Source organism: Candidatus Frackibacter sp. WG13, from assembly GCF_900114655.1.
Taxonomy (GTDB): domain Bacteria; phylum Bacillota; class Halanaerobiia; order Halobacteroidales; family Acetohalobiaceae; genus Frackibacter.
Genome location: NZ_FOTT01000007.1, coordinates 65,319 through 91,768 on the forward strand (window position 1 = coordinate 65,319; position 26,450 = coordinate 91,768).

Annotated in this window: 30 protein-coding genes; all 30 read right to left on the reverse strand. The window is 35.0% G+C overall.

The features are described 5' to 3' along the window. Positions 1 to 13: 13 nt before the first annotated feature. The gene (gene cobA, locus BM077_RS05460; protein ID WP_089748806.1) at positions 14 to 1,525 is read right to left on the reverse strand and encodes a uroporphyrinogen-III C-methyltransferase; all 1,512 of its coding nucleotides are present in this window, start codon (positions 1,523 to 1,525) and stop codon (positions 14 to 16) included. Continuing rightward, the gene (gene hemC, locus BM077_RS05465; protein ID WP_089748807.1) at positions 1,525 to 2,469 is read right to left on the reverse strand and encodes a hydroxymethylbilane synthase; all 945 of its coding nucleotides are present in this window, start codon (positions 2,467 to 2,469) and stop codon (positions 1,525 to 1,527) included. Before hemC ends, cobA begins: the two co-directional genes overlap by 1 nt. Next, entirely contained in the window at positions 2,459 to 3,151 is a 693-nt protein-coding gene (locus tag BM077_RS05470) for a precorrin-2 dehydrogenase/sirohydrochlorin ferrochelatase family protein (RefSeq protein WP_089748808.1), read from the reverse strand. Before BM077_RS05470 ends, hemC begins: the two co-directional genes overlap by 11 nt. A 61-nt stretch (positions 3,152 to 3,212) precedes the next feature. Continuing rightward, the gene (locus tag BM077_RS05475) at positions 3,213 to 3,563 is read right to left on the reverse strand and encodes a cytochrome c-type biogenesis protein (RefSeq protein ID WP_089748809.1); all 351 of its coding nucleotides are present in this window, start codon (positions 3,561 to 3,563) and stop codon (positions 3,213 to 3,215) included. A gap of 240 nt (positions 3,564 to 3,803) precedes the next feature. Then, positions 3,804 to 4,628 carry a c-type cytochrome biogenesis protein CcsB gene (ccsB, locus tag BM077_RS05480; protein ID WP_090003465.1) on the reverse strand — a complete coding sequence of 275 codons (825 nt, stop codon included), beginning with the start codon at positions 4,626 to 4,628 and terminating at the stop codon, positions 3,804 to 3,806. Positions 4,629 to 4,630: 2 nt separating this feature from the next. After that, on the reverse strand, positions 4,631 to 5,908 hold the full coding sequence (gene hemA, locus BM077_RS05485; RefSeq protein ID WP_090095162.1) for a glutamyl-tRNA reductase: 1,278 nt from the start codon (positions 5,906 to 5,908) through the stop codon (positions 4,631 to 4,633). A gap of 163 nt (positions 5,909 to 6,071) precedes the next feature. After that, positions 6,072 to 6,593, reverse strand: a complete 522-nt coding sequence (locus tag BM077_RS05490) for a NapC/NirT family cytochrome c (protein ID WP_089748812.1) — start codon at positions 6,591 to 6,593, stop codon at positions 6,072 to 6,074. Between the two features lie 61 nt (positions 6,594 to 6,654). Next, entirely contained in the window at positions 6,655 to 7,668 is a 1,014-nt protein-coding gene (locus BM077_RS05495) for a polyprenyl synthetase family protein (RefSeq protein ID WP_089748813.1), read from the reverse strand. 51 nt (positions 7,669 to 7,719) lie between these two features. Next, a complete protein-coding gene (gene ubiE, locus BM077_RS05500; protein ID WP_089748814.1) occupies positions 7,720 to 8,439 on the reverse strand; it encodes a bifunctional demethylmenaquinone methyltransferase/2-methoxy-6-polyprenyl-1,4-benzoquinol methylase UbiE in 720 nt (239 codons plus the stop codon). Between the two features lie 254 nt (positions 8,440 to 8,693). Next, positions 8,694 to 9,539 carry an FAD/NAD(P)-binding protein gene (locus BM077_RS05505; RefSeq protein ID WP_089748815.1) on the reverse strand — a complete coding sequence of 282 codons (846 nt, stop codon included), beginning with the start codon at positions 9,537 to 9,539 and terminating at the stop codon, positions 8,694 to 8,696. Between the two features lie 3 nt (positions 9,540 to 9,542). Further along, on the reverse strand, positions 9,543 to 10,580 hold the full coding sequence (locus BM077_RS05510; RefSeq protein WP_089748816.1) for a 4Fe-4S dicluster domain-containing protein: 1,038 nt from the start codon (positions 10,578 to 10,580) through the stop codon (positions 9,543 to 9,545). 28 nt (positions 10,581 to 10,608) lie between these two features. Further along, the gene (locus BM077_RS05515) at positions 10,609 to 11,580 is read right to left on the reverse strand and encodes a 4Fe-4S dicluster domain-containing protein (RefSeq protein ID WP_089748817.1); all 972 of its coding nucleotides are present in this window, start codon (positions 11,578 to 11,580) and stop codon (positions 10,609 to 10,611) included. Further along, positions 11,577 to 12,020: a hydrogenase iron-sulfur subunit gene (locus BM077_RS13980; RefSeq protein WP_176941649.1), complete on the reverse strand. Its 444-nt coding sequence runs from the start codon at positions 12,018 to 12,020 to the stop codon at positions 11,577 to 11,579. The genes BM077_RS05515 and BM077_RS13980 overlap by 4 nt, the downstream gene beginning before the upstream one ends. Further along, on the reverse strand, positions 12,011 to 13,987 hold the full coding sequence (locus BM077_RS05525) for a CoB--CoM heterodisulfide reductase iron-sulfur subunit A family protein (protein WP_090003464.1): 1,977 nt from the start codon (positions 13,985 to 13,987) through the stop codon (positions 12,011 to 12,013). The genes BM077_RS13980 and BM077_RS05525 overlap by 10 nt, the downstream gene beginning before the upstream one ends. 26 nt (positions 13,988 to 14,013) lie before the next feature. Further along, positions 14,014 to 14,880 carry a CoB--CoM heterodisulfide reductase iron-sulfur subunit B family protein gene (locus BM077_RS05530; protein WP_089748819.1) on the reverse strand — a complete coding sequence of 289 codons (867 nt, stop codon included), beginning with the start codon at positions 14,878 to 14,880 and terminating at the stop codon, positions 14,014 to 14,016. Beyond that, complete coding sequence (locus BM077_RS05535; protein WP_089748820.1) at positions 14,880 to 15,455, reverse strand: 4Fe-4S dicluster domain-containing protein; 576 nt, start codon at positions 15,453 to 15,455, stop codon at positions 14,880 to 14,882. Before BM077_RS05535 ends, BM077_RS05530 begins: the two co-directional genes overlap by 1 nt. 99 nt (positions 15,456 to 15,554) lie before the next feature. Beyond that, on the reverse strand, positions 15,555 to 15,752 hold the full coding sequence (locus BM077_RS05540) for a hypothetical protein (protein ID WP_089748821.1): 198 nt from the start codon (positions 15,750 to 15,752) through the stop codon (positions 15,555 to 15,557). Between the two features lie 149 nt (positions 15,753 to 15,901). After that, positions 15,902 to 17,059 (reverse strand): RnfABCDGE type electron transport complex subunit B, encoded by a 1,158-nt coding sequence (locus BM077_RS05545; RefSeq protein ID WP_089748822.1) that lies wholly within the window; start codon positions 17,057 to 17,059, stop codon positions 15,902 to 15,904. Between the two features lie 98 nt (positions 17,060 to 17,157). Continuing rightward, positions 17,158 to 17,736, reverse strand: coding sequence for an electron transport complex subunit RsxA (rsxA, locus tag BM077_RS05550; RefSeq protein ID WP_089748823.1), 579 nt, complete (start codon positions 17,734 to 17,736; stop codon positions 17,158 to 17,160). A gap of 32 nt (positions 17,737 to 17,768) precedes the next feature. Continuing rightward, a complete protein-coding gene (rsxE, locus tag BM077_RS05555) occupies positions 17,769 to 18,380 on the reverse strand; it encodes an electron transport complex subunit RsxE (RefSeq protein ID WP_089748824.1) in 612 nt (203 codons plus the stop codon). A gap of 3 nt (positions 18,381 to 18,383) precedes the next feature. Further along, positions 18,384 to 18,929 (reverse strand): RnfABCDGE type electron transport complex subunit G, encoded by a 546-nt coding sequence (locus BM077_RS05560; RefSeq protein WP_089748825.1) that lies wholly within the window; start codon positions 18,927 to 18,929, stop codon positions 18,384 to 18,386. Then, positions 18,929 to 19,855, reverse strand: a complete 927-nt coding sequence (locus BM077_RS05565; protein ID WP_089748826.1) for an RnfABCDGE type electron transport complex subunit D — start codon at positions 19,853 to 19,855, stop codon at positions 18,929 to 18,931. Before BM077_RS05565 ends, BM077_RS05560 begins: the two co-directional genes overlap by 1 nt. Before the next feature lie 11 nt (positions 19,856 to 19,866). Further along, positions 19,867 to 21,195 carry an electron transport complex subunit RsxC gene (gene rsxC / locus BM077_RS05570; protein ID WP_089748827.1) on the reverse strand — a complete coding sequence of 443 codons (1,329 nt, stop codon included), beginning with the start codon at positions 21,193 to 21,195 and terminating at the stop codon, positions 19,867 to 19,869. A 303-nt stretch (positions 21,196 to 21,498) separates the two neighbouring features. Continuing rightward, on the reverse strand, positions 21,499 to 21,855 hold the full coding sequence (locus BM077_RS05575; RefSeq protein WP_089748828.1) for a (2Fe-2S) ferredoxin domain-containing protein: 357 nt from the start codon (positions 21,853 to 21,855) through the stop codon (positions 21,499 to 21,501). Beyond that, positions 21,855 to 22,406 carry an ATP-binding protein gene (locus BM077_RS05580; RefSeq protein ID WP_089748829.1) on the reverse strand — a complete coding sequence of 184 codons (552 nt, stop codon included), beginning with the start codon at positions 22,404 to 22,406 and terminating at the stop codon, positions 21,855 to 21,857. The genes BM077_RS05575 and BM077_RS05580 overlap by 1 nt, the downstream gene beginning before the upstream one ends. Before the next feature lie 18 nt (positions 22,407 to 22,424). Then, on the reverse strand, positions 22,425 to 23,168 hold the full coding sequence (locus BM077_RS05585) for a PHP domain-containing protein (protein WP_089748830.1): 744 nt from the start codon (positions 23,166 to 23,168) through the stop codon (positions 22,425 to 22,427). Between the two features lie 11 nt (positions 23,169 to 23,179). Further along, positions 23,180 to 23,512 (reverse strand): DRTGG domain-containing protein, encoded by a 333-nt coding sequence (locus BM077_RS05590; protein WP_089748831.1) that lies wholly within the window; start codon positions 23,510 to 23,512, stop codon positions 23,180 to 23,182. 13 nt (positions 23,513 to 23,525) lie between these two features. Continuing rightward, positions 23,526 to 24,839 carry a [Fe-Fe] hydrogenase large subunit C-terminal domain-containing protein gene (locus tag BM077_RS05595; RefSeq protein WP_090095164.1) on the reverse strand — a complete coding sequence of 438 codons (1,314 nt, stop codon included), beginning with the start codon at positions 24,837 to 24,839 and terminating at the stop codon, positions 23,526 to 23,528. A 14-nt stretch (positions 24,840 to 24,853) separates the two neighbouring features. Beyond that, a complete protein-coding gene (locus tag BM077_RS05600; RefSeq protein WP_089748834.1) occupies positions 24,854 to 25,762 on the reverse strand; it encodes a CBS domain-containing protein in 909 nt (302 codons plus the stop codon). 5 nt (positions 25,763 to 25,767) lie between these two features. Continuing rightward, entirely contained in the window at positions 25,768 to 26,124 is a 357-nt protein-coding gene (locus BM077_RS05605) for a DRTGG domain-containing protein (RefSeq protein ID WP_089748835.1), read from the reverse strand. Between the last annotated feature and the right edge of the window lie 326 nt (positions 26,125 to 26,450).

Consider the following 26,450-nt stretch of genomic DNA (forward strand, 5'->3'; position numbering starts at 1 on the left):
AATTTAAAATGCCTTATTGAGCATCCTGTAATAGAGCTTCTACTAAACCATTGATAGTATATTCATCAGCCACTATATCTACTTCTAATCCTAGTTCTTTAGCTGTCTTAGCAGTAATCGGTCCAATACAAGCAATAGTTGTTTCAGATAATAATTCCTTATAATCTCGATCACCTAACATCTTAACAAAATTTCTCACTGTTGAAGAACTAGTAAACGTTACAACATCTACTTCTCTTTCATCCACCAATCTTAAAGCTTCTTCATTACCTTCTCCTGTTACTGTCCGATATGCTACTACATTTTCTACTTCGGCACCTCGTTCTTTTAAGCCTGCTGGTAATGCTTCCCTAGCAATATCTGCTCTTGGTAATAAGAACTTTTGACCAGATAAGTCATCTTCTAACCCGTCTAAAATCGATTCAGCTACATACTTTTCTGGAATATAATCTACTCTTAATCCCGAATTTTCTATCTCTTCAGCCGTTTTAGAACCGATTGCACATATCTTAGCGTCACCCAGGGCTCTTACATCCTTATCTAATTCTTTTAAGCGATTAACAACTGCTTTAACACCATTAACACTAGTAAAGACAATCCAATCATACTTATCAGCTTCAGCTAAACTAGCATCTAATGGATTGATATCTTCTGGTGCAACAATCTTAATTGCTGGACATTCAACTGGTTGAGCACCTAACTCATATAGTTGTTTCGAAAGTCTACTAGCCTGTGTCCGCGATCTAGTAACTAGTACACGTTTGCTAAATAACGGTTTATTATCGAACCATTGCAATCTATCTCTTAATTGCACTACATCACCAACTAAAGTAATTGCTGGTGGTTTTAAACCTGCCTCTTTTACCTTCTGTACTATATTATCTAAGTTACCAACTACTGTTTCTTGTTCTGGCCTAGTTCCCCAGCGAATTAATGCTACTGATGTATCTGGACTACGACCATGCTTCTTTAATTGTTCAACTATATTGGGTAGGTTCCCAACCCCCATTAAGAAAACAATTGTTCCTGTTGCTGTCGATAACTTTTCCCAATCTATGTTCGATTCATCTTTAGTCGGGTCCTCATGTCCAGTTACAAATGCTACTGAAGAGTTAAAGTCACGATGAGTTAATGGAATACCAGCATAAGCAGGAACCGCAATTGGAGATGTAATTCCTGGTACAATCTCAAATTCAACTCCATTGTCTCGTAAATACTCTGCTTCTTCTCCACCACGACCAAATATAAATGGATCTCCACCTTTAAGTCGAGTAACTATCTTGCCTTCCTTTGCTTTCTCAACTATTATGTCATTAATTTCTTCTTGTGAATAAGTATGATTTCCAGCTTTTTTACCTACATATATCTTTTCTACTTCTGGTGAAGCATCTTCTAATAACATAGGATTAGCTAAGTAGTCATAAACTAAGACATCAGCTTCTTCTATAGCCTCTAATCCTTTAACGGTAATTAGTTTTGGATCCCCTGGGCCAGCACCTATTAAAAACACCTTTCCTTTTTCCATTATTTATCAGTCTCCTGTCTTACTTTTTTTAATATCTCTTTAGCACCTTCTTCTACTAATTCTTTAGCTAATTTTACTCCTAATTCAGCGGCTTCATCTACTGAACCGGAGATTGTCTTCTGTAAACATTCCTTACCATCTAATGTAGACACCATTCCTTCTAAAGTAATATTATTGCCATTCACTTCAGCAAATGCACCTATCGGTACTTGACAGTCTCCTTCTAAATATTCTAAAAAGCCTCTTTCAGCTTCTAACCTATATTTAGTCTCTTGATCATCTACTTTAGCTACAACCTCACTAATCCTTTCGTCGTTCTCTCTTGTTTCAATAGCTAAAGCTCCTTGACCTGCCGCCGGCAAAACAACATCAGGTTCTAAATATTGAGTAATCTTATCCTTCCAACCCATTCGTAATAATCCAGCAGCTGCTAAAATGATAGCATCTAAATTTAATTCTTCATCTTGTAACTTTTTAATTCTCGTATCTATATTTCCTCTAATCGGTACTATATCTAAGTCAGGTCTATACTTTAATAATTGAGCAGTTCTGCGTAAGCTCCCAGTCCCAATCCTAGCTCCTTTAGGCAAATCATCCAATAATATATCATCATTAGAGATCAATGCATCTCTTGGATCAACCCGCTTAGGAATAGCTGTAATTGCTAAATTTTCTGGTAATTCGGCTGGCATATCCTTCATACTATGAATTGCTAAATCAACCTCTTCTTCTAATAATGCAACCTCTAACTCTTTAATAAATAACCCTTTTCCACCAACTTGAGCAAGCGGCTTATCTAAAATCTTATCTCCTTTAGTTGTAATCTTTTTTAACTCAAATTCATAATCAGGACAAAGCTCATCCAACATATCTGCTACCATCTGTGTTTGCCCAACAGCTAATTGACTACTCCTAGTCCCAATAATTACTTTATTATTCTTCATCTGTCGCCTCCTCTATCCTAAACTCTTCAGTATCTAATTTAACCTTCATTTCACTAGGTAGAAGGTTATTGATCACTTCTTCTGCTTGTTGATAATCCTCGTTTTGTAAATGGTCAATAACTTCTGAATAGACTAAATTCCTAAAAATCTCTTTTCGATCTCTTTCTTGCTTCACTCGCTCAATAACCTCTCTTCGTATTTCTCCCATTAATTCTAAAAAGAGGTCATATTCAGACCCAAACTCTTCTCCTAAATCTTTGCGAATCTTTCTCGATAAAGCTGGGCTCTTTCCATTAGTAGAAACACTTAAACAGAGTGGTCCTCGTTTTACTACTGCAGTTACATTAAAATTAGATAGTTCAGGTTGGTCAATGATATTAACTAACAAATTTTTAGCTAACCCATCTTCAGCTACTTTCTTGTTAACAGATAGAAGATCAGTAGCTCCAACTACTAAGAATTTATCTTTAACATCTTCTGTTTGATAGTTCCTATACTCACAAGAAACTAAATCTTTACTAACTAACTCCTCTAATTTAGGAGTTAATTCAGGGCTGACAATAGTTACTTCTGCCCCAACATTTAATAAAGATTTCACTTTTCTCTCTGCCACATTGCCGCCACCAACTACTAATGCAGGCTTATTCTTCAAATCTAATGCTACTATATAATCTTTAGCCATCCTACCTCTCCTCTACAAGACTAACTAATAAAATTACATTAATCACAAATCTAGTTAGGTACTAATATCCTGGCTGCATTCCATAACGACTAGAAACTAATTTAATTACTTCTCCTCTAGTCTTCCCTTGAGCAAGATTATACTTGATAAAACCTTTAATCTCTTTAGCTCCTTTTGGAGAGTCACAAGTGCAATTATATAATCCTAAAGTACAGTCACCACATAAACACTTATAACGTCTTGCTAAAGCATTAAAGACACCTTGTTGGTTGGAAGTAAGTCTTACATTCTGCCCTTGATTTACTGACGGTGTATTCCTAGACTGATTAGTAGATAAAACAGCTATTCCAACTAAACTTAACACCATTCCTGCTACCAGAATCATTGCCACTGTCTTCATTGATTTATTCATTATTTCTCCACCCCTATCAATTATTATAACCTTCTCTAAATTAGACCTTTATCCTACTCTATATTCTCTAAATAATATATTCTCGTTAGCCTAATAATTACCTTCTAAACTTATAAATGTTCACTAATTCTTCAATTTTATTAATAAGAATCTTGCACAATTAATTGCTGACGCCAAAAATCCTGCGTCAATTATACTTGAAATCTAATAATGAGATTTGATTTAACTAACAACTATTGATTACGTAAAATAATGCGAATTCTTAGTAATAAAATTCAATCCTAAATAAGTAAATAAAATAGTTAAAAAACCTAACACTGTAATATAAGCACTCTTCTTCCCACGCCAAATATCTGAATAACGATTATGAAGATAGACTGCATAAATCAACCAAACTAAAGTAATCCATATCTGTTTAGAATTCCATTCCCAATATGTTCCCAAAATCTGTCCTGACCATAAAGCTCCAGTAAGGATACCAATCGTTAATAAGGGAAAACCAAGCATTACTAAACGATAACTTAGTTTATCTAGTTTTCCTAAAGGAGGTAAACGATAATAAAAGACCGATGTCTTCTTCTCTTTTAGTTGATGTTCTTGTATAAGGTATAATAAGCTTACACAAAATGCTAAGGTAAAGACACCATAACTAATAAAGATAACTGAAGTATGGATGCTAAGCCATATCCCACGCATGCCTACTGGCAAATTATCTACTTTATTAGGCAGGAAGTTAGTATACAAAAGTAATAATGAATTAAACGGAAGGATAAATGCCCCTAAGATCTTAATCTTATATAAATATTCTATTAAAATATAGATTACAATTATTGTCCAAGATAATAATACTAACGTTTCATATAGATTCTTAATAGGTAAATAGCCAGTTTCTAAGATCATAGCTAACAAACCAAAAGTGTGGATTGCTATCCCTACATATAAAAAATTAGCAGTCCAATGGTTCTTGCTTTTAGGGTCAGAAAAAAACTCTCGCTTAATATAAAAACCTCCACTAATAGCATAAATTAGCAAACTAATCTTTATTAAAATAGGAGACCAAACCATCGTTATTTATCCCCCTTCTTTTCTAAACCAAATAATTTATTGACTGCATTAAGATATAAACTTCGATTTTCAACATTAGCAAACTCTTTTACTTGAACGGTAGGGTGATGTAACATCTTATTAACAATTTTATAAGTCAATCCTTTAATTACCGATTTATCCTGTTCACTAATATCATCTAATTTAGAAAGTGCTCTTTCTAATTCTTCTTGTCTAATCTCTTCCGCTTGCTTTCTTAATGACTTAATAATCGGTACTACAGTTCTAGAGTTTGGCCATTCATTAAAAGCTTTAACCTCTTCTTTTATAATTTTATTTACTGAACTAACAGCCTTTTCTCTCTTCTTCAAATTAGCATCTACTACTGACTCCAAGTCATCAATATTATACGCATAAACATTATTCAATTCATGAATTTTAGGGTCGATATCTCGTGGTACAGCAATATCAATAAAGAATAAAGGTTTACTTCCTCTATCCTTTAAGATTTCCTCCACTCTTTCATAAGTCACTATATAATGTGGCGCCCCTGTAGAACTGATGACTATATCAACCTTATTTAACCATTCATCTACAGTTCCCCATTTAACAGCTTGACCATCAAATTCTTGAGCCAGATCAACCGCCTTAGAAAAAGTACGATTAGCTACAAATACTTCTTTAACTCCATGGTCAACTAAACTCTTTAAAGTCAACTGGCTCATCTCTCCAGCCCCTAGTACTAAAACCTTTTCTTTTTCTAAACTTCCAAAGATCTTATTAGCCAATTCCACTGCTGCATAACTGACTGAAGCAGCATTATCATTAATGGAAGTCTCACTACGAGCTCTTTTCCCCACTCTTAATGCTTCAGTAAATAAATGATGAAATACTGTGCTAATAGTTTCCTTTTCTTGTGCCAGGCCAAATGCCTCTTTAACTTGTCCTAGAATCTGTGCCTCACCTAAAACCATCGAATCTAGACCAGAAGCAACTTGATAAAGATGAGTAACTGCTTCTAAATTATAATAAGTATATAAGTAATCTTCCAGCTCTCCTTCAGTTAAAGAAGAAAATTCACTTAAAAGCCTTAATATAAAACTCCTACCTTTACCTTTTTTTTGAGTTACTATATAGACTTCTGTTCGATTACAAGTAGCTAAAACTATTCCTTCTTTTATAAAGTCTGTTTTATTAATCATTTTCATAGCTTCTTCTTTTTCTTTAGATGTAAAAGATATCTGTTCCCGAATTTCCACCGGGGCCGTTTTATGGTTTAAACCCATAGTTATAATAGTCACAATTATGGCCTCCTTAGTAGGATATTAATTAGTGAAAGGATTGCTAGATTTAATTATCCTTAATAAGATAAGACTAGCAACCCCTCACTATAAGTATTATATAATCATAATAGATATTAATCAAGCTTTAATTAATAAAAATTAACATTTTTTTCCATTTAGGTTAGCCATGACATTGAGCACATTTGTTAATATCTTTAACATCATGACATTTTGCACAAGTATTCATATCAGGCTTTGTTGCTTTTAAACTTTCTGCATGTACTACATCAGCATGACAAGTAGTACATTCTAACCCCTTCTCCATATGACTCTGATGCGGAATCTTAATAGATCCTACCTTTGAAACTTTATTAACATCTTCATGACACTTGATACATCTTTCACTAGGTACATGAGCTTCAATCTTTTTAGGTACATTATTGGTTACTACCTGATATAACTGCTTTGTACCAGCTAACTTAACTTTAACTAATCCTATTAGTCCTTCATCAGCGTGACATTCTAAACAATTTTCATCTTTGTGTGTAGTAGTTTTCCAGCTTTGATAAGCATCCTCCATTACGTGACAGGATCTACAGAACTCAGGTCTTTCTGTATACTTAATAGCCCCTGCACTAAATACAATTAAAAGAACTAAAACTCCAACAATTACTTTCCAGTTTAAATAATCTTTAATAGCCATTATTATTAACTCCCTTCTCTTAAGTTCCCACTTTTAGGTTATTATCTTTAGAATATTCTACTTAGATTGTTACTCCAGTCTCTAAGGTTTTAATACCTTTATAAGAATTTATTACAGTATGAGCAATTAACTGTAACGTGCTCTTAGCTGGTGAATCAGAAAAGAACCTTAATGAATCTAAAGCTTGATTAATATAGTCTTGACTAACCTTAATAGAGTATTCGATTGCTCCTGAAGATCTTAATACTTTTAAAGCTCTTTCTATCTCTTCATCTGAATTCTCATGTTTTACAATTACTTCTTCTAAAAATTCTTTTTCAGCTGACTCCTGCAAACCATAAATTACTGGTAGAGTTAAAGTCCCTTGTCTTAAATCATCTCCTGGTTCCTTACCTAAGTCACATTTCTCTGCCACCACATCATTTAAATCATTAATGATTTGGAAAGCAATTCCTAATTTTTTACCATAGTTCTCAATGGCATCTACTCTTTTGTCAGAGAGTTCACAAACTATACCACCTAACTTACAACTAGCTGCAATTAAAAGAGCTGTCTTCTTTGTAATCTTGTCTATATAATCTTCCATTGTTTGGTCTAAGTCATGGTTAGTAACAGCTTGTTTAACCTCACCCTCACAGATTAGTCCCACAATATCTAACATATAATCTAATAAATCATTGTCTCCTAGTTCATTAAGTAATCTTAAAGCCTGAGTATATAATAGATCTCCACTCAAAACTGCTACCTTATTTCCCCAGTCTCTATTGACTGTATTCTCTCCACGACGATGAATAGAATTATCAATTACATCATCATGAATTAAGGTTGACATATGTAGCAGCTCAATCGATGCACCTCCTGATATTAAATTATTGCTGACATCAGTATCTAATTCATTGTTTAATTTACCAGTTAATAATACTAGTAATGGTCTTAATCTTTTTCCACCAGCTTTTAACAATCTATTAGATATCCTATATAATAAATTAAACTTTGTTTCGGTAATCTCCTGTAATTTTCCTTCAATTTTTTCTAATTCTCCATTAATTGATGGTATTGTCTCTAATTTAATCATTATCTCACCCACTCTATATTAAATAAAATTAAAGCCTAAATTTACAAATTACTAGTGGGGCTTCTCGCCAATATGAACAGCAACGATTCCACCAGTTAGTTCATGATATCTTACATTAACTAATCCTGCATCCTTATAAATCTCTGCTAACTTATCCTGATTTGGAAAAGTCTTTAGTGATTCAGGCAAATAATCGTAAGGACCTCGTTTGCCATATACTAATCGACCTAAAAATGGTATAAAATGATTTAAATACAAATAATATATTGATTTAAATAATTTAGATTTTGGTTTACCTAAATCTAAAGATATAACTTTACCTCCAGGTTTTGTTACTCTTGCCATTTCCCTTAAAACAGTCGGAATATCATCTACATTACGTAAAACCCAAGCACTTGTTACCACATCAAATTGATTATCAGCAAATGGAATGTCCATGGCATTTCCTACTTTAAATTCCAATAAATCAAAATGCTTCTCTTCCTTTAGATCTACTTGTGCTTTTTTTAGCATATTTTCACTAAAATCCATACTCACTACTGAACCTTCCGTATCCATTGACTTAGCTAATTCTAAACTTAATCTTCCTGTCCCAGCTCCTGCATCTAATACTCTATTACCTGGACTTAAGTCTGCTTGTCTAACAATAAACCTTCGCCAATATTTATCAAGCCCAAATGACATCAATTTATTTAGCAGATCATATTTTGGGGCAATAGCCTGGAACATCTTGTAAACATATTTTTCTTTGTTTTCTTTATCATAGCTCATTATTTTACACCCCAATTATATTATCCCAAATTAACTACTATTTATCAAGTCTAATTAGTATTTTGCATAATTAATTGCTGACACTCAAAAATTTCATGTTAATTATACTTGAAATTCAATTATAAAATTTGCTTAATTATTTATCCTATCCCTGTAATTAGTAACCAAATTAATACCCAACATTTATATTAGATTTAACTTTTAAATAATTTGCTAATGTTGGGTATTAATTGACTACTAGCCTCTAACCATAATTAAAGTTCTTTATCAATCGGTAATTCTTTTATCTCTGTTAAGTCAAATACCGGCCCATCAAGACAGATATACTTATTACCTATATTGCAACGACCACACTTACCAATACCACACTTCATATTTAACTCTAAAGTGGTTATGATCTGTTCATCTTCAAAGCCCATATCCTGTAGAGCTTCTAGGACAAACTTAATCATAATTGGTGGCCCACAGGTAACTGTGATTCTTCCTTCTGGGTCTGGGTCTACATCCTTCAAATAATCAGGAACATAACCTGTTCTACCATCCCAATTATCATCTTCATCAGTACCATCAACAGTTAGGTAGAGATCTACATCATCTATACTTGGCCATGTTTCAAAGAGTTCCTCCTTAAAACAAAGATGTTTTGGAGACCGAGCCCCATAGATAATATCTACATGTCCATAATCTTCTCGATTATCAAAGACAAAGTTGATTAATGAACGTAAAGGCGCTAAGCCTATTCCCCCAGCAATGAAGACTAAATCCTTACCTTGCATCTTCTGATAAGGAAAGCTACTGCCAAGTGGTCCACGAAGGGCTATCTTATCTCCTTCCTCTAGTTCATGAATAACATCTGTTAATTTACCTACTGCTGCAATACTGAATTCTAGATACTCACTCCTAGTCCGCGGAGAAGTAATAGAAATCATTGCTTCTCCCACACCCATAATCGAAAGTTGAGCACACTGCCCAGGTTCTTGATTAAAGTCCTTCATCATTTCTTCATCATCTAATACAACTTTGAATGTCTTAATACCTACAGATTCATCTCTAACCTCCGTAATTGTCGCTGGATACGGTCGTAATGGATTCTTACTCATATGCTATGCCAACTCCTTTACATCGGAAATGACGCGAGTAATATCCAAATTGACTGGACATTTCTCTAAACAACGTCCACACCCTACACATCCTGTGTCTCCATAACGTTCATCAAAGAAACGTAATTTATGCATAAAACGTTGTCTTACTCTTTCTCTTCTGGTTGGACGTGGATTATGGTCACCAGCTGCTTCTGTAAAATCATTAAACATACAAGAGTCCCAACAACGATATCTAATCCCCGCATTACCACGGCTATAATCTCTAATATCATAACAGTGACATGTAGGGCATATATAAGTACAGACAGCACAACCTAAACATTTTAGTGATAATTCTTGCCAATAATCGCTGAGATATACATCTTCTTTCTGCATTATTGCTTCTATATCATCAACATCTACTGTCAATTTCATATTACTTACTATCTCTTCAGTCCTAGTCTCTTTATCTTCTTCAGAGTACTTATCACTAAAGTATGAACTATTATCAGAAACTAATTTTTCTCCTTTATCAGTTAATACTTCTACTAAATAGTCTCCATCCATTTCAGTTAACATTATATCTGCATTACAGGTTGCTGTTGGTGAAAGTCCATCTAGACTATTACAGAAACAGTAAGCTCCTGGCTCACTACAAGAGAGTCCGATAATAGTTGTTCTATCACGTTTTTCCTTATAAAAGGAATCGCTAAATTCTCCATCTTCATCGAAGACTAAATCCAATAATTCAACACTCTTTAAGTCACATGGTCTTGCTCCAAAAAGAATATATTCGCCATCAGTTGCTGGTAAGTCGTTAATTTCTAATTCAGTAATTTTATTTTTAAATTCAAATAGTTCTTCGGTTTGAGAAAAGAACCAATCTTTAACTGGAGTTATAGTATTTTGATAATCTAAGACTACTTGATCAGCTGATTCCACATTTTTAAATAAGAGTATATCCTCTTCTGCTTCTACGGGAGCAATTAATGTTTGCTTAAACAGCAACGAGTTTAAAAGTTCACTCAACTTATTCTTATCAATTGCTTTCGTACTCATCAATAAACCTCCCTTAATTATTTAATTCTTACATAAATTCCTCCGGGTCTTCTGTTAAGAATGTACCTAAAGGAGGCGGATTATCTATATCATCTTCGCTAGTAGCAATCTCGCCAATTCCAAATAAATTATCCATATCTAAACTAATCTTACGATTTAGCTTCTGTACCGGAATACCAACAGGACAGACCCGTTCACATTCTCCACAGTCTACACATCTTCCTGCTACATGGAAGGCTCTTGTGATATGGAATGCTTCATTATCAGAAAGAGTCTTTCCTTTAGCTAACCAAGTTGAACGCTCATCTCTATCAAATAAACAGTCGCGACAAGTACAGGCAGAACAAGCATTTCGACAGGCATAACATCTGAGACACCTTTCAAAATGTGCTTCCCAAAATTCGTTCTTCTCTGCTACTGATTTATTTGCTAAAGACGCCACTTCATCATCCTTATTCTTGTTCTTCGGTAGCTCACTCACCTCATTACCAATAACTTCATCTGCTATGACTGGATTAGGGAAACGACAATCTAAGCATTTATCATATAATGCTTCTTCTCGAGAGAGCTCCTCTGTACTACCTTCAGTTTTGACATTAACTCCATTATTTGTCACTTCTACTTCAATAATTGTAGTAATATCTACCTTATCCTTAATCTTATCAAGGTCAACATTACCATTACAAGGAATGCCTAATACTATTACTTCGTCACGGTCGAGTTGATTATCCTGCAATAATCTAATTACCGTTCTAGAATCACATCCTTTAACAAAGACCGCTAGCTTATCTTCAAAATGGCCTTTGGATAATAACTTAGGCAAACTATTAACACAGAACGGATTCCAAATCAATCTTTCAGCTTTTTCTAAAGTATCTGCGAATAAAGGTGTTGTCCGAGAAGGGTATGTTCCTTCTTCGTAACCAACAACTAATTCTACATCGCCATCTTCTAACAATTCTTTAGCTTTATTACGCACTAATTCCGTCTCTTTACTCATTGCGCATCCCTCATTTTCTTATTCGGTCCTAACTTTTTGATATTTTCAGTAATTTCAGTTGCGGTATCAGCAAATTTCTGACCTTCAGAACCTGAAATCCACTTTACATATAATCGTTCTGGTTCGAAACCAACATACTCTAAAAGACGCTTCATAATTAAATATCGTCTTCTAGCAAAATAGTTACCACTAGAATAGTGGCAGTCACCAGGGTGTCAGCCAGCCACTAATACTGCATCGGCACCTTTTTGAAAGGCCTTAAGCACAAACTGTGGATTTACTCGTCCAGAACAAGGAACCCGAATAATTCTTATATTAGTAGGGTATTCTAATCTACTGGTACCAGCTAAGTCTGCACCAGAATAACTACACCAATTACAACAAAAAGCAACAACTGTAGGTTCCCAGTTACTCTGATCAGGCTTTGGATTTATAGACATATCGCTTCCACCTCCGCCAAGATTTGTTCATTAGAGAAGCCTCTTAAGTTCATAGCGCCGGATCTACAAGCTGCAGAACAGGTTCCACAGCCAGCACATAAACTTTCGTTAACATTTACTGCTGTACGAGTGACTTCTTCCCCATGATTCCATTCAGTAACTTCTTCTTCTGTAACCGCAGAATATGGACAGACTGGAATACAGCGTAAACAACCAGAACATCTACTAGTATCACAATTAGCAATCAACGGATCATTTTCGATTTCATCTTTTGAGATTAAGTTAATAGCTTTAGCAGCTGCACCACTAGCTTGAGCAACAGTTTCTGGGATATCTTTCGGTCCTTGACATGCTCCAGCTAAGAATACACCTGCTGCATTAGTTTCAACCGGTCTTAATTTAGGATGAGCTTCTGTCATAAAGAAGCTTTCATCATAAGAAACACCCATCGTCTGTGCTACCTTTCTAGCATCGGGCTTAGCTTCAACCGCAGTAGCTAAAACGACCATATCTGTTTCTAAAGTAACCTGTTCACCTAACATGGAATCTTCGCCTTTAACGATTAATTTATCACCTTCGCCATAGACCCTAGAAACTCTACCTCTTAAGTAATCTGCCTCAAACTGATCAGTCGTCCTCCTATAAAATTCTTCATATCCCTTTTTAAAAGCACGTACATCCATATAGAATACACTAGAATCTATATCATAATGTTCTTTTAAATAAGTTGCGTGTTTAGCTGTGTACATACAACAGACTCCTGAGCAGTATTCATGACCTTTCTGACTATCACGTGACCCTACACATTGAATAAAGGTTACATGTTCTGGTTTCTTGCCATCTGAAGGTCGCTTAACTTTTCCATCAGTAGGACCAGAAGCATTCATTATTCGTTCTAAATGTAGACCAGTAATTATATCTTCGTACTTATCATAGTTGTATTCAGGATATCTTGTTGGATCATATAGATCATAACCAGTAGCTACTACTACCGCTCCAATTTCCTCCTCAACAAATGTATCCTCTTGCTCAAAATCTACTGCATCCTTAGGACATAGCTTCTGGCAGATTCCACATTTCCCAGTCTCATAATAACGACAATTATCACGGTCAATAACCGGAACACTCGGTACCGCTTGTGGGAAAGGGATATAGATAGCTGATCTATCACCTAAACCCATATCGAATTTATTAGGAACTGAATTCGGACATTTTTCCCAACAGATTCCACAACCAATACATTCTTCTTCATCTACTGAACGTGCTTTTTTGCGGATGGTAGCCGTAAAGTTACCTACATATCCATCAAGTTTATCAACTTCAGCATTAGTATATAGTTTTATATTTGGATGTCCTGAAACATCGACCATCTTTGGTGCTAAAATACAAATTGAACAGTCCAAAGTTGGGAAGGTTTTATCTAACTGTGCCATTCTTCCGCCAACAGTTGGTTCTTTCTCTACAACTACTACTTCATGCCCGGAATCAGCTAAATCTAAAGCAGCCTGAATACCTGCAATTCCAGCCCCCACTACCATAGCTCTTCCGGTTACACTATCGGTAGTTGGTTCTAATGGAACAGCAAATTCTGCCTTCTGTACTGCTCTCCTAACTAAAGCAATCGATTTCTCTGTAGCCTTTTCTTCATCATGATGCACCCAAGAACATTGCTCACGCAAGTTAGCCATAACTAAGAGGTAAGGATTCAATCCCGCCCCAGCTAGTGTCTTCCGAAAGGTAGGCTCATGCATTCTTGGAGAGCAAGCAGCTACTACGATTCGATTCAAATTATGCTCTTTAATTGCATCTTTAATCATTTCCTGTCCTGGTTCTGAACAGGTATACTTATAATTACAAGAATAGGCAACATTAGGCATCTTACCTATCTCTTCAGATAATTTTTCTACATCAACTGTACCTGCTATGTTAGAACCACACCAACAAACAAATACTCCTATTCGCTTCATAAATCATCTCTCCTGCTTTTTAGAATTTATCCAACTAGTGACCCTAATAATCCTTCAGACCCAATGAAATGCCGTTTCAATCCTAAATTTTTCTTACTATGACCTAAAGCTGCACCAATTAATTGAGTAAAATAAAATATAGGCATATTAAAGTCATCACCAAACTTTTTATTAATCTGTTCTTGACGCATATCTAAGTTTGCATGACATAACGGACAAGCAGTTACTATACAGTTAGCTCCTGCTTGCTTGGCAGCTTTCAATATGTCTCTACTTAGTTTTAATACCACTTCACTTCTTGCCATTACTAAACTACCACCACAACATTCTACCTTATGCGTCCATTCAACAGGCTCAGCACCTATAGCTTCCATTATCTGGTCCATACTTTGTGGATTCTCAGCATCATCAAATTCTGTTACTTCCGGAGGTCTAGTTAATAAACATCCATAATATACAGCAGGTTTGATATTCTTTAATTCAACATTAACTTTTTCTTCTAATATTTCCATGACATCATCATTTTGAAATACTTCTATTAGATTTAAGACTTCAACATTAGCTTGATAATCCATCTCTATAATTTCATTAACTGTTTCCTTTAAATCATCATCTTCATTTAATTCTTTATTAGCTGCCTTAAAACGATTATAACATGCTGCACACGGAGCTACAACATCAAGTCCTTCTTTTTCTATAATCGCCAGATTTCTAGCTGGTAACGCTACAGGAAGCAAATGACTAGTAGTATGAGCTGGCGTAGAACCACAGCAATTCCAGTCAGGAATCTCTCTTAGTTCCACATTTAAGTCTTCCATAACTAACTCTGTTGCCATATTATACTCTTCAGCCATTGAATGGAGAGAACAGCCGGGAAAATATGCGTATTTCATTAGTGACCACCCTCCACTTTTTCGATTTCCTTAACTTTATCGAAGATTTTCTTTACTTCTTTCGCACCCTTAATCTTATCTGGTGTCAGGTTAAGCTTATTCTTTACAAACATAGGCAATCCCAATTCAGCATCTTGCATTAAGTTACCACTTTTCATATTATATGCTACCGTCATTCCCATCTCAAAAACTCGTCCGCTCTTTTTGACTGAATTCAAAAATATATCATGAAATAGTGCTACATCTTTTTCCTTAGGCTTAATTCCTTGATGTCTAGCTTCAATTCTTAAAGTATCCATAACAGCAGCTAAATCTACTTCTCGAGGGCAACGAGCTGTACAAGTAGAACAGGTTGCACATAGCCAAATAGTTGAGTTATTTAAAGCTCTATCTTTCATATTCAGTTGAACCATGCGTACAATCTGTCTTGGGGCATAGTCCATAGCAAAACTTAGTGGACATCCACCAGTACATTTGCCACATTGGTAACAACTAGTCACACTTTGACCACTTTCCGCTTCAATCTTTTCTTTAAAACCCTGATTCTTTCTCTTTACAGCTGATAAGTTTGTCATAAAGATCCCTCTTTTTAATAATTTTTAATTTTACAAACCCCTTTACTCAAAGCCAGTCTCAAATTGCTCAAAGCCATCTAAAAAATTAGTCAATTAAGTCTAAAGAACACCACCCACCTCCTTTTCGCTACCATCTATTTCTAATATTATGTATATTAGAAATTTTATGGTATATGATAAGGTTTCACTAATACAGTTAAAAAAACTATTGCTTTTATATTGAATGGTGTATTTAATTACTTTTTTCACTAATTTAATTAATTCTTTCACTAAGTAAATTATTCTTGCTTTTGACATCAATTTCCTGCTTTGATTTTATATTTTTAAATAAATGTTATGTAATAAATCATCAAGAAATATAAATTTTTATCATAGTCAGCCTAATACACCTTAATACCACATAAATTAAAGAAAAGGGACTAATTAGTCCCTTTTCTTTAAGATTCCTAGTCTGTTATTATTGCCTCTTTTGGACAGGCAGCAACGCAATTTTCACATTCAATACAGGCCTCGGGGTCGATCTCATGTAGTTCTCCTGCTTCACCATTAATAGCCTCTACAGGACATTCTTCAACACAGACAGTACATCCTACACACTCATCTGTAATACTGATACTACATTCACTCTCAGCACTTTCATTATTATCATCTTCTGTAGTACTATCATTCTCTTCTATAGAACTATCATCTTCTTCCTCTGATTTAGATTCCACTACCTTCAATTCAGGATTAGAATCTTCTTTGTTTGCTTTCTTTTTTTTCTTATTCTTAGTCTTTTGCTTCTTTGACTTAGCATCAGTTTCAATAGTCTCTATAGTATCCATTGGACACGCTTTAACACATGCTCCACAATTGATACAATCACCATAATCTAAGACTGCTAAGTTATTTTCCATAGTTATAGCATCTACTGGACATTTTTTAGCACAGATACCACAACCAATACACCCAACTTCACATATACTTTTGACAGTCTTTCCTTCATTATGTGAACTACACCGAATATGGACTTCTTTATCTTCAGGAGCTAAAGTAATTATCTCCTTAGGACACTCATCAACACAGTTTCCACATCCAGTACACTTTTCATCAATAATTACTGGCAGTCCATTGTCATTCATTTCGATGGCATCAAATGGACAGATAACTGCACAATCACCGAAACCTAAACAACCATAAGAACATGACTTACTACCACTACTAGCTATATCTGCTGCCTTACAAGACTGAATCCCTCTATATTCTGATCGTGCAAAAGTCTCTTGATTCCCACCACGACATAAGACTCGTGCTAGACTACGAACACTCTCTTGACCAGCATCTGCTCCCATAATTTCCGCTATCTTGTCTGCTACTTCACTTCCTCCAACTGGACAACCATCTGCTTTAGCACCACCGCTCACAACCGCTTCCGCAAAACTGCCACAACCTGGCTCTCCACAGGCACCACAGTTAGCACCAGGTAAAGCATCTTCAATCTCTTCTATCCTAGGGTCTGTTTCTACAGCTAATTTTACTGAAGCTATAGTTAAGCCACCAGCAAATGCTGCTCCTAAAATCCCCATACTTGGTACTGCAGTCTTTAACAAGCTAAAATAATCCATTATTATTTCACCTCCACCTAGCAATTCAAATACTACATCTCAAATATAATATTAATTAATATTATGCTGAAATTATCAACTAAAATAGATAAACTCATCTACATAGCAATCATACCGGAGAAACCCATAAAAGCCATTGCCATCATTCCGGCAATAATTAAAGTCATAGGTGCCCCTTGTAACGGTTCAGGAACATCAGCAAATGCTAATCTTTCTCTCATTCCTGCCATTAAAACCATAGCTAAGGTAAATCCAACTCCGGCTCCAAAACCAAAGATTGTACTTTCAATGAAACTATACCCTTTCAATGGAATTAATAAAGCCAAACCTAAGATTGCACAGTTAGTTGTTATTAATGGTAAAAAGATCCCTAATGCTTTATATAGTGGTTCACTAATCTTTCTTACAGCCATTTCAGTTAACTGTACAAAAGCAGAGATTACCAAAATAAAAGCAACATACTGCAGATAGGGAAGACCAAACTTTTCAAGAATAAAAGTTTGTACAAACCAAACTACCATTGCTGAAGTAGTCATTACAAAAGTAGTCGCTAATCCCATACTAAACGCTGTAGGAACCTCTTTGGAAACTCCCAAAAACGGACAAATTCCTAAAAATCTAGCTAAAATAAAATTATTAGTAATGGATGCTCCAAGAAATACTAACAATAATTCCATAATTTATTAAACCTCCTTCTCCTTTAACGTTGTTAATGACACTCCGCCTCAGAGGTTGAGCCACTTTTAAGTACATTAAATATAGCTAAAACAATTCCCATAGTTAAGAATGCTCCGGCAGGTAAGACTGCTATAATCCACGGAGTAAACCAGTCACCTAATACTTGCACTCCAAAAATAGAACCGAAACCAAATATTTCTCTAATGATACCTAGAAAAGTTAAAGCCCAAGTAAAGCCTACTCCCATTCCTAAGGCATCAGAGATAGCATAATGAACAGGGTTTTGGGTAGCAAATGACTCTGAACGTCCTAAGATCAAACAGTTAACAACAATTAATGGAATAAATAATCCTAAAAGTTTATGAACCTCTGGAAAATATGCTGCCATTACATAATCAGCAATCGTTACGAAAGTAGCTATTACTACGATATAACAAGGAATTCGAACCTTATGTGGAATTACATTTTTGAGAAGCGAGTTAACAATTCCACCACCTAACAATACAAATGCAGTAGCTAAACCCATAGCTAAACCATTAACCGCTGTATTTGTAACTGCTAATAGTGGACACATTCCTAGAAGTAATACCCAAACTGGATTCTCATCCCATAATCCTTTAGCAAACTCTTTCCATAATGACATTTACTATTCACCTCCATCTGTTACCTTTTGTACTTTCTGAATCGTATTCTCAATAATATCACTAACTGCCTGTGTAGAAATTGTTGCACCAGCAATTGCTTTTACATCACTTTTAGCTTTAAATTTATCATTAAATTGCTTATTCTTAAATTGATTCTCAAACCATGGTTCAGTTATCCTTGCTCCTAATCCTGGAGTTTCTAAGTGACTTAAAATCTTAATAGCTAAGACCTTGTCATTCTTAAGGTTCATTCCTAACATTAATTTAATCATCCCCTGAAACCCAGGCCCTTTGGTCTCAATAGCTGTTCCTACCAAATCTCCATTCTTATCATAACCTTTATATAATTCAAGGTTGCCTTTTTGTATTGTTTTGTATTTTGTAGCGCCAGGCAACACATTTAAGATTGCTTTCTTCTTCTGTTGAGCAGCATAAGCATCTATTTTGGGTTTAGTAAAACCAAAGACAAAGGTTAATACTGTTGCAGAAAGAATCATAATGATGGTTAGAACCGCCACCATTGCCACCTTAGAATCTTCTTTCGCCATTATTTAGCCACCTCCCCAAATACAGTTGGGACAGTATATTTATCAATAATCGGCACAAACATATTCATAAGAATAATCGAATATAAAACTCCTTCTGGATAACCACCAAAGATACGAATTAATACTAATAAAATCCCTGCACCGATTCCAAATATCCAACGACCTTTTTTAGTAATTGGTGTTGTTACCATGTCAGTCGCATAGAAAAAAGCACCTGCTAATAAACTTCCAGCTAACAGATGGAAGATTGGGTCTTCACCTAGAATTGTCATGAATATTACTACTGTTCCCAGATAACTTAAAGGAATTCTCCAATCAATATATCCTTTATATAATAGATATAATCCACCTATTAAGATGGCTAAAGCAGAAACTTCACCTAAAGAACCACTAACACTTCCCATAAATAAATCAGAGTAGGGAGTGGCTACACCCTCCATTTTCATTAAACCTAACGGTGTTGCCTGAGCCTGAGCATCAACAAATGGCTTCTCCCAAGTCGTCATTAACACTGGAAATGATGCCAATAAAAACGCCCGTCCAATTAATGCCGGATTGAAATAGTTATAACCTAACCCTCCAAAAATCTGTTTACCTAGGATAATTGCTACTACAGTACCAACTACTGCTACCCATAAAGGTAAGTTTGGTGGTAGACTCATTGCCAATAACAAAGCAGTTACTAGAGCACTACCGTCATTAATTGTAACCTTTACACCTCTAAGCTTCTGAGCTAACGCTTCACTAGCTAAAGCAGTTACACTGCAAGTTATAATTAACCATAAAGCATGTAGCCCAAAAGTTCTAACAGCTAAAATTAATGCTGGTAATAGAGCTAGAACTACATTATACATAATCTTAGTAACCGAATCCTCATCTCTGACATGAGGTGAAGTAGTTACTATCAGACCTCTTCCTTTACTCATTCTTTACCCTCCTATTCATCACTTTTACGCTGTTGTGCTGTTAATATTGCTTTACCTAATCGAATCCAATGTAATAAAGGAATCTTAGCTGGACAAACATAAGAACAACTACCACATTCTATACAATCAAAGACATTATAATCATCTAATTTAGTAATCATATCAGCCTGCGCTACCTTAGATAATGTCACAGGTAGTAAGAATGCTGGACAAACATCTACACATCTAGCACATCTAATACAGTGTTTTGGTTCAAACTCCTCTACTTCATCTTCCTGAAAGACCAAAATTCCAGAAGTAGCTTTAGTAGCAGGCACGTCAGTCGAATGTTGGGCAATCCCCATCATCGGACCACCTAGGATAACTTTACCTACATTACCTTGAGTCCCTCCACACTGTTCAATTAACTCTTCAAGCTTAGTTCCTAAACAAAAGATTAAGTTCTGAGGACTCTTAACCGCCGAACCAGTTACTGTTACGGTTCTTTGCACTAATGGCATGCCATTCTTAATTGCATCAGTTATGGCAAAAGCGGTTCCTATATTATTGACCACAACCCCTACATCTAATGGCAGTCCCCCTGATGGCACCTCTCGGTCCAGACAAGCTTTAATTAATTGCTTCTCTGCTCCCTGTGGATATTTCACTTCTAATGGAACAACACTAACATTTGCTTCATCACTAACTGCCTTCTCCATTTCTTCAATGGCATCTGGCTTATTCAACTCAATCCCAATATAACCTCTGTTAGCACCAGTCATCTTCATAATGGCCTTCAAACCATAGACTACTTCATCTGGCGCTTCTACCATCATACGATGGTCAACAGTTAAATATGGTTCACATTCTGCTCCATTTAAGATTACTGTATCTACATTTTTATCCTTTGGTACTGAAACCTTTACGTGAGTTGGAAAGGTTGCACCTCCTAAGCCTACAATCCCCGCTTCACGCACGATATTCCTTAACTCGTCTGGAGATAAACTCTCTACGTCTCCTTTAGGCTTCACACTTTCATGTAAAGTATTCTGCCCATCGGAAGCAATAGTTACTGCTAAAGTATCACTTCCATCTGAAGTCATAACTGGACCAACAGCTGTAACTTCTCCCGAAACACTAGCGTGTACCGGTGCAGAAACAAAACTTTCACTATCTCCAATCTTCTGTCCTACTTGCACCTTGTCACCTACTTCAACCAATGCTTCACAAGGAGCCCCAATATGCTGTTGCAACGGAATTACTACTTCATCTGGTGTCTGTACTTTTTTAAGGCTTTTGCTAGCAGTGGCTTCTTTATTGTAACAAGGATGAATACCTTGTTCAAAAGTTTTCGCTTGCATTTTTTCACCCCTCTTTACATTTTTTCTTTCTTTAACTCCTGATAAAATTTAATTTTAAATTGTAGGATTGAGCTTCCAATTATATAGCATTCTATAAACTATATAAAAACCCTCTTTCATTTTGAAAAAATTATTTTCCAATGTCGAAATTACTCTTTTTTCATAAAAAGTGATATAATGTAATTTAACAACATAGGTTAATTAAGTTATTAAAATAATTATAATAAACCTTATCCAGAATAACTATGACATTTGTTACACAGTTATAATTGTACTCTTTTTAAATTTAAATTATACGAAGACTTATTTGATTACCAAATCTTGTACTACCTCATCATTAACAATATGTTCGTCAACAATTTTATGAGCCTCTTCAATTCCTACTTCTCCATAAGTAACCGGATCTTCTCCTGGTTTCTGTACCTCTACTATCGGTTCCTGATTGCATAAACCTATACAACCAGTTTGAGTAATAGAGGCATTATTTATCTCCTGCTTTTCTAGTTCCTCCAAGATCACTTTTAAGACATCCCTAGCGCCAGCAGCTATTCCACAAGTCCCCATAGCAATAGTAATTCTAGTATCATCTTTATCTTCACGTAATTTCATCTCTTCTTGTGCTTCTTTTTTAATCTTTTCTAATTCATCTAATGATTTCATTATCTCACCGCTCCTTTTAAATTTTGTATGTTTTCAGCTAAATACTCTTTAATAAATTTAATAACTGCTGGTTCATTAATCGGAACACCTTCTAATTCTTTTCTTGCCTCTACAGTAGAAAAATCAAATTCATTATTATTGACAATATGTTGATAATATACTTCCAAATCTGGATTCCCTTGAATAATAATAGCTATCGTTCCTTCAATATCCCCTAAGGGAGCTCGGTCTATATGACTATGCTTAAAAGTAGCTTCAACTTTTGTCCCTTTCCCTATCTCTGAATCTATTTCCAGTTTTCCTTCACATCTTTCGGCTGCTGCTTGAAAAAGCGGAAGCCCTAACCCTACTTTACGAGTAGTTCGGGTAGTCGTAAACGGATCTAAAATATTTTCTAAAAATTCTTCTTCGACTCCCTCTCCGTTATCTTCAATTATAATCTTCATATAATCATCTTGTAAATTTTCCACTATCTTTATCTTTAATTCTGTAGCTTTAGCTTTAATAGAATTCTGTGCTACATCTAAAATATGCAATGACAGTTCTTTCACTACTAACTCCTCCAATATTCACTCTATAACTTCTACCTCTCGCCCCGATTCTCTTCTAAAAGCTAACAATATCTCTTCTAAAGTGGGCTCAGCTAATTTCAAAGATAAGTTTGGGACTATATCATGTAAATAATGAGCATCGGAAGCCCTTACTAACTGATAAGACCGTAATAAAGGAAATCGATTATATAAATCTGATATAGAGGCATGCTTAGAAACTTCTAACACAGGAAAATCAATCTCTGCGGGAATAAACCCTAAGTTAGTTAAAATACTATACTCTTTGCGGTCTATATGGGCAGGATATACAACTCCATTTCTTTGTCGCACCTCGTTGACAATCTTTTCTAAAGAAAGATTAGCTGAGATTAGTAATAATCTTTCTAATCTATCTATAAACTTGTCTTGATTATTAGTAATTAATTGAGGACCAAAGAGATCTTCATTATTCTTTACACTAGGTAAGTTATTATAGATTATTTTTTGAAAATCAATAACCTGTTCTAAATCAGAAAATAGTGCAATTAAATGAATACCTTCTTTAGTTTCAACCTCCATCCCAGGAATAATTTTAATTTTAGATTCCTCTGCTAATTCCATAGTTACCCGTAAATTTTCCGCAGAATTATGGTCGGTAACTGCTAAGATATCTATTCCCCTCGCTTGGGCAGTATCAATGATATTTTGCGGGGTCATAATAATATCACCACAAGGAGATAAAACTGTATGCACATGAAAGTCTGCTTGGTATTCTTTTAACATTATAATACTCCTTAAACTCCTAATTTATACAGTCGGCCTGCTACTTCATAGATTGATAAATCAGTTGTAAATAGTGGTATATCTTCTTTTTTAGCCTTAGCAATAGTTTCAGTATCTAATTCAGCACCACAAGCAATTATAATTCCAGATAACTCTACTAAAGAAGCAACTGCAACTATATTCTGATGGGTCTGTAAGGTGATCCATAGTTCGCCGGATTTAGCCTGCCCCATTACATTACTTAATAGATCCGAACAGTATCCTCCAGTTACCTCTCTATCCAGGTCAACCGATTCAATTATTTCTTCTAACTTCAACTGATTAACCACTTCTGCTAATTTCAAATTAGCTCCCTCCCTAAATTTCCTCTGATTTGACTAAACCCATTATATCTTGACTTAATCTTTTAACCTTCTTCTTTAAAAGAATAATACAATCTTCTCTTTTGGCTAAACCATTAACTATATCTTCAGCTAATCCTCTGCAACTAGGAGCACCACAAGCAGTACAATCTAAGCCTGGTAATCTACTCTCTTCTCGTTCCAAGCTATCTAATTTGTTGATCGCCTTTTTGATATCATTATCTAATTTACTATTAGGACGCGGTTTTATTAATTTGGAGATGTTATACTCCCCTTCTTTATAATTCTGTAATAATTCCTCAGTTGATAATGATTCTTCAATTGAGCTCATAGACAATTGATTACTGATCTTTTCTAATGCTACTTGAGCAATAAATCTATTTTCAACATTTAACGGTCCACCTATACATCCACCTGGACAAGCGGTAAATTCAAAGAAGTCTATTTCCTGTAAATGTCCTCTTTCTAATTCTTCTAAAATCGATATTACATTATCAATACCATCAACTGCTAAACTACTCTTAAATTGATAATGCTTATTCTGTTGTTCACCACTTTTTACCCATCCGATTCCTTCTTTTGAAATTTGATTTAAGTCTGGTTCAATCTTTACATCATTAATTAGCTTAATTAATGGTCGATAAATATCCATTATAGAGATTACTCCATCTATATAACTCTCTTCTAATCCTAATGGAGAATTAATAGCCGTAACTTTAGCTGGACACGACGTAATATAGAAGATTCCAATCTGATCTAAGGATAGGTCTAATTCTTCTGCTTTTTTCTTTTTAATATCTCTAGTAACTATCTCCATCGGTTCTTGCAACGGAATAATATTAGGTAAAAACTCTGGAAAGGAGACCTGAATTAATCGTACTATAGAAGGACAAGTAGCTGAAATTAATGGCGAAATTTCTTCTTCCTCATTCAAAAATTGAGGTAAAACTCGGTTTAAAATTCTAACTCCATTACCTTCTTCACAGACATCATCAAAGCCTAATTCCAATAAAGCTGATAAGATCTTATGTGGTTCATACTTCTGTTTAAATTGTCCATATAAAACCGCCGTAGTTAAGGCAATAGTATAGTCATAATCATCTAACTTAGTTAAAGGATCTGTTAGAGCATAATTTGCATTCTCCTTACAAACCTTAATACATACTCCACAATCTATACATTTCTCAGCTCTTATCTTAGCCTGTCTTTCTTTAACTCTAATCGCACCAGTTGGACACTCTTTAACACAATTTGTACAGCCATTACACTTGTTTTGGTCTAATCTAACTGAATGAAAGAACTCTGTCATAAAATCACCACTTCTTATAAATAGATTTTAGCTTCTAATTTAGTTCCTTTTCCTACTTCTGACTCAAGGTGTAAATCATCTGCCCACTGTTCTATATTTGCTAAACCCATCCCTGCACCAAAACCTAATTCACGAACATGTTCAGAGGCAGTAGAATATCCTGGCTGCATCGCTAAGTCAATATCTTCAATCCCTGGTCCTTCATCTTCTACTATAATCTTAATTAACTCAGGAGTAATTTCTGCTATTAACCTCCCTTGACGAGCATGGATGACTACATTCATCTCTGCTTCATAAGTTACAATTGCTGCCTTCCTTATATTAACTGAGTCTACACCTAGCTCTTTTAGTACTCTCTTAACTTTACTAGATGCCTGACCTGAATTATTAAAGTCTCCACCTTCAATCTCTACTTCAATCTGTATATTATCTTTATCCTCTTCATTTTTATCTAAAGGTTTAATTTGTAGAAAGAATTCATCATCTTCACTTCCCCTTTCTACTTCTTCTAACAATTTACGAGTGATATCCCCGGGAGTAACAATTCCTAACAAGAGATTATCTTTATCAATAACTGGCAATCTACCATATTTATACTTTTTAAACTTACGTAATGCATCTGCTACTGAATCATCAGGATGAATTGTAATTAATTCAGTACTCATCAATACTCGCAACTCATCATTTAACCTGTTCTCTTCTAATCCCCTGATAATATCATCTATGCTAATAATCCCCTTTAATTCACCACTATTATTAATAATCGGAATTCCTGAAATCTTTCTTAAACGCATAATCTCCTTAGCATTCTTAACTTTATTGTCTGGTTTAAGAGTTATTACATCATTAGTCATAATATCATGTACTGTCAAGTCAGTCGATAACTTTTCGATGAACTCGAAATTTAATGATGAATTCTGCAAAGTTATTATTCCCCCTTCAATTTATCACTTTTTAAACCAGCCTCATATAAACGACCACATGTTTCATATAGCGGTTTTTCTGTATATAATAGGGGAATCCCACTCTCTTTAGCCAATTGAACGGTCTGCTCATTAGGCTTCTTCCCACGCACAAAAATAATAGCTGATAGTTCTAACATTTCAGCAGTTCTAATTACTTGCGGTTTTGTCAAGCCGGTTAATAATAAAGTATTCTCTGCGGAAAACGTCAGCACATCACTCATTAAATCAGCTCCACAGACTACTGAAATTTCTAAGTCTAGCTTATCCTTACCTAATATTACTTCTGATTTTGTAATTTCTTTGATATCTCGAAGTTTCATTATTTAGCCCCTCCCTTACTATATAACTGAATATTATCGGCTAAATAAGCCTAATGTTTATAAGGGTAAGCCCTTATAAATTTGCTCACCTCAATCATATTTGAAATTTAGGTTCTTACACAATCAATTGATACCGCCTACGAATTCCGTGCTGAATTCACAATGCATATTTAAATTGAAACTTCAGTGCATTCTAAATGGCTAACATCAATCAATTATGCACGAAAGCTAAATTTTTAGCCGGTATTACTATATAACTAGATGAATTTCAAAATTAATATTATCTTTTCAGTTATAATTAATATATACAATATCATTCTCAAGAA

Coding starts and splice junctions, on each gene's coding strand:
- BM077_RS05575 (WP_089748828.1), bottom strand. CDS start 21,855: ATGAAATCATTAGATGAATTAGAAAAGATTAAAAAAGAAGCACAAGAA.
- BM077_RS05510 (WP_089748816.1), bottom strand. CDS start 10,580: ATGAGTACGAAAGCAATTGATAAGAATAAGTTGAGTGAACTTTTAAAC.
- BM077_RS05495 (WP_089748813.1), bottom strand. CDS start 7,668: ATGATTAAATTAGAGACAATACCATCAATTAATGGAGAATTAGAAAAA.
- rsxE (WP_089748824.1), bottom strand. CDS start 18,380: ATGTCATTATGGAAAGAGTTTGCTAAAGGATTATGGGATGAGAATCCA.
- rsxC (WP_089748827.1), bottom strand. CDS start 21,195: ATGCAAGCGAAAACTTTTGAACAAGGTATTCATCCTTGTTACAATAAA.
- BM077_RS05475 (WP_089748809.1), bottom strand. CDS start 3,563: ATGAATAAATCAATGAAGACAGTGGCAATGATTCTGGTAGCAGGAATG.
- BM077_RS05585 (WP_089748830.1), bottom strand. CDS start 23,168: ATGTTAAAAGAATACCAAGCAGACTTTCATGTGCATACAGTTTTATCT.
- BM077_RS05545 (WP_089748822.1), bottom strand. CDS start 17,059: ATGGATTATTTTAGCTTGTTAAAGACTGCAGTACCAAGTATGGGGATT.
- BM077_RS05560 (WP_089748825.1), bottom strand. CDS start 18,929: ATGGCGAAAGAAGATTCTAAGGTGGCAATGGTGGCGGTTCTAACCATC.
- ccsB (WP_090003465.1), bottom strand. CDS start 4,628: ATGGTTTGGTCTCCTATTTTAATAAAGATTAGTTTGCTAATTTATGCT.
- hemC (WP_089748807.1), bottom strand. CDS start 2,469: ATGAAGAATAATAAAGTAATTATTGGGACTAGGAGTAGTCAATTAGCT.
- BM077_RS05525 (WP_090003464.1), bottom strand. CDS start 13,987: ATGAAGCGAATAGGAGTATTTGTTTGTTGGTGTGGTTCTAACATAGCA.
- BM077_RS05605 (WP_089748835.1), bottom strand. CDS start 26,124: ATGAAACTTCGAGATATCAAAGAAATTACAAAATCAGAAGTAATATTA.
- BM077_RS05540 (WP_089748821.1), bottom strand. CDS start 15,752: ATGTCAAAAGCAAGAATAATTTACTTAGTGAAAGAATTAATTAAATTA.
- BM077_RS05515 (WP_089748817.1), bottom strand. CDS start 11,580: ATGAGTAAAGAGACGGAATTAGTGCGTAATAAAGCTAAAGAATTGTTA.
- cobA (WP_089748806.1), bottom strand. CDS start 1,525: ATGGAAAAAGGAAAGGTGTTTTTAATAGGTGCTGGCCCAGGGGATCCA.
- BM077_RS05530 (WP_089748819.1), bottom strand. CDS start 14,880: ATGAAATACGCATATTTTCCCGGCTGTTCTCTCCATTCAATGGCTGAA.
- BM077_RS05535 (WP_089748820.1), bottom strand. CDS start 15,455: ATGACAAACTTATCAGCTGTAAAGAGAAAGAATCAGGGTTTTAAAGAA.
- BM077_RS05505 (WP_089748815.1), bottom strand. CDS start 9,539: ATGAGTAAGAATCCATTACGACCGTATCCAGCGACAATTACGGAGGTT.
- BM077_RS05595 (WP_090095164.1), bottom strand. CDS start 24,839: ATGACAGAGTTCTTTCATTCAGTTAGATTAGACCAAAACAAGTGTAAT.
- BM077_RS05490 (WP_089748812.1), bottom strand. CDS start 6,593: ATGGCTATTAAAGATTATTTAAACTGGAAAGTAATTGTTGGAGTTTTA.
- ubiE (WP_089748814.1), bottom strand. CDS start 8,439: ATGAGCTATGATAAAGAAAACAAAGAAAAATATGTTTACAAGATGTTC.
- rsxA (WP_089748823.1), bottom strand. CDS start 17,736: ATGGAATTATTGTTAGTATTTCTTGGAGCATCCATTACTAATAATTTT.
- BM077_RS05565 (WP_089748826.1), bottom strand. CDS start 19,855: ATGAGTAAAGGAAGAGGTCTGATAGTAACTACTTCACCTCATGTCAGA.
- BM077_RS05470 (WP_089748808.1), bottom strand. CDS start 3,151: ATGGCTAAAGATTATATAGTAGCATTAGATTTGAAGAATAAGCCTGCA.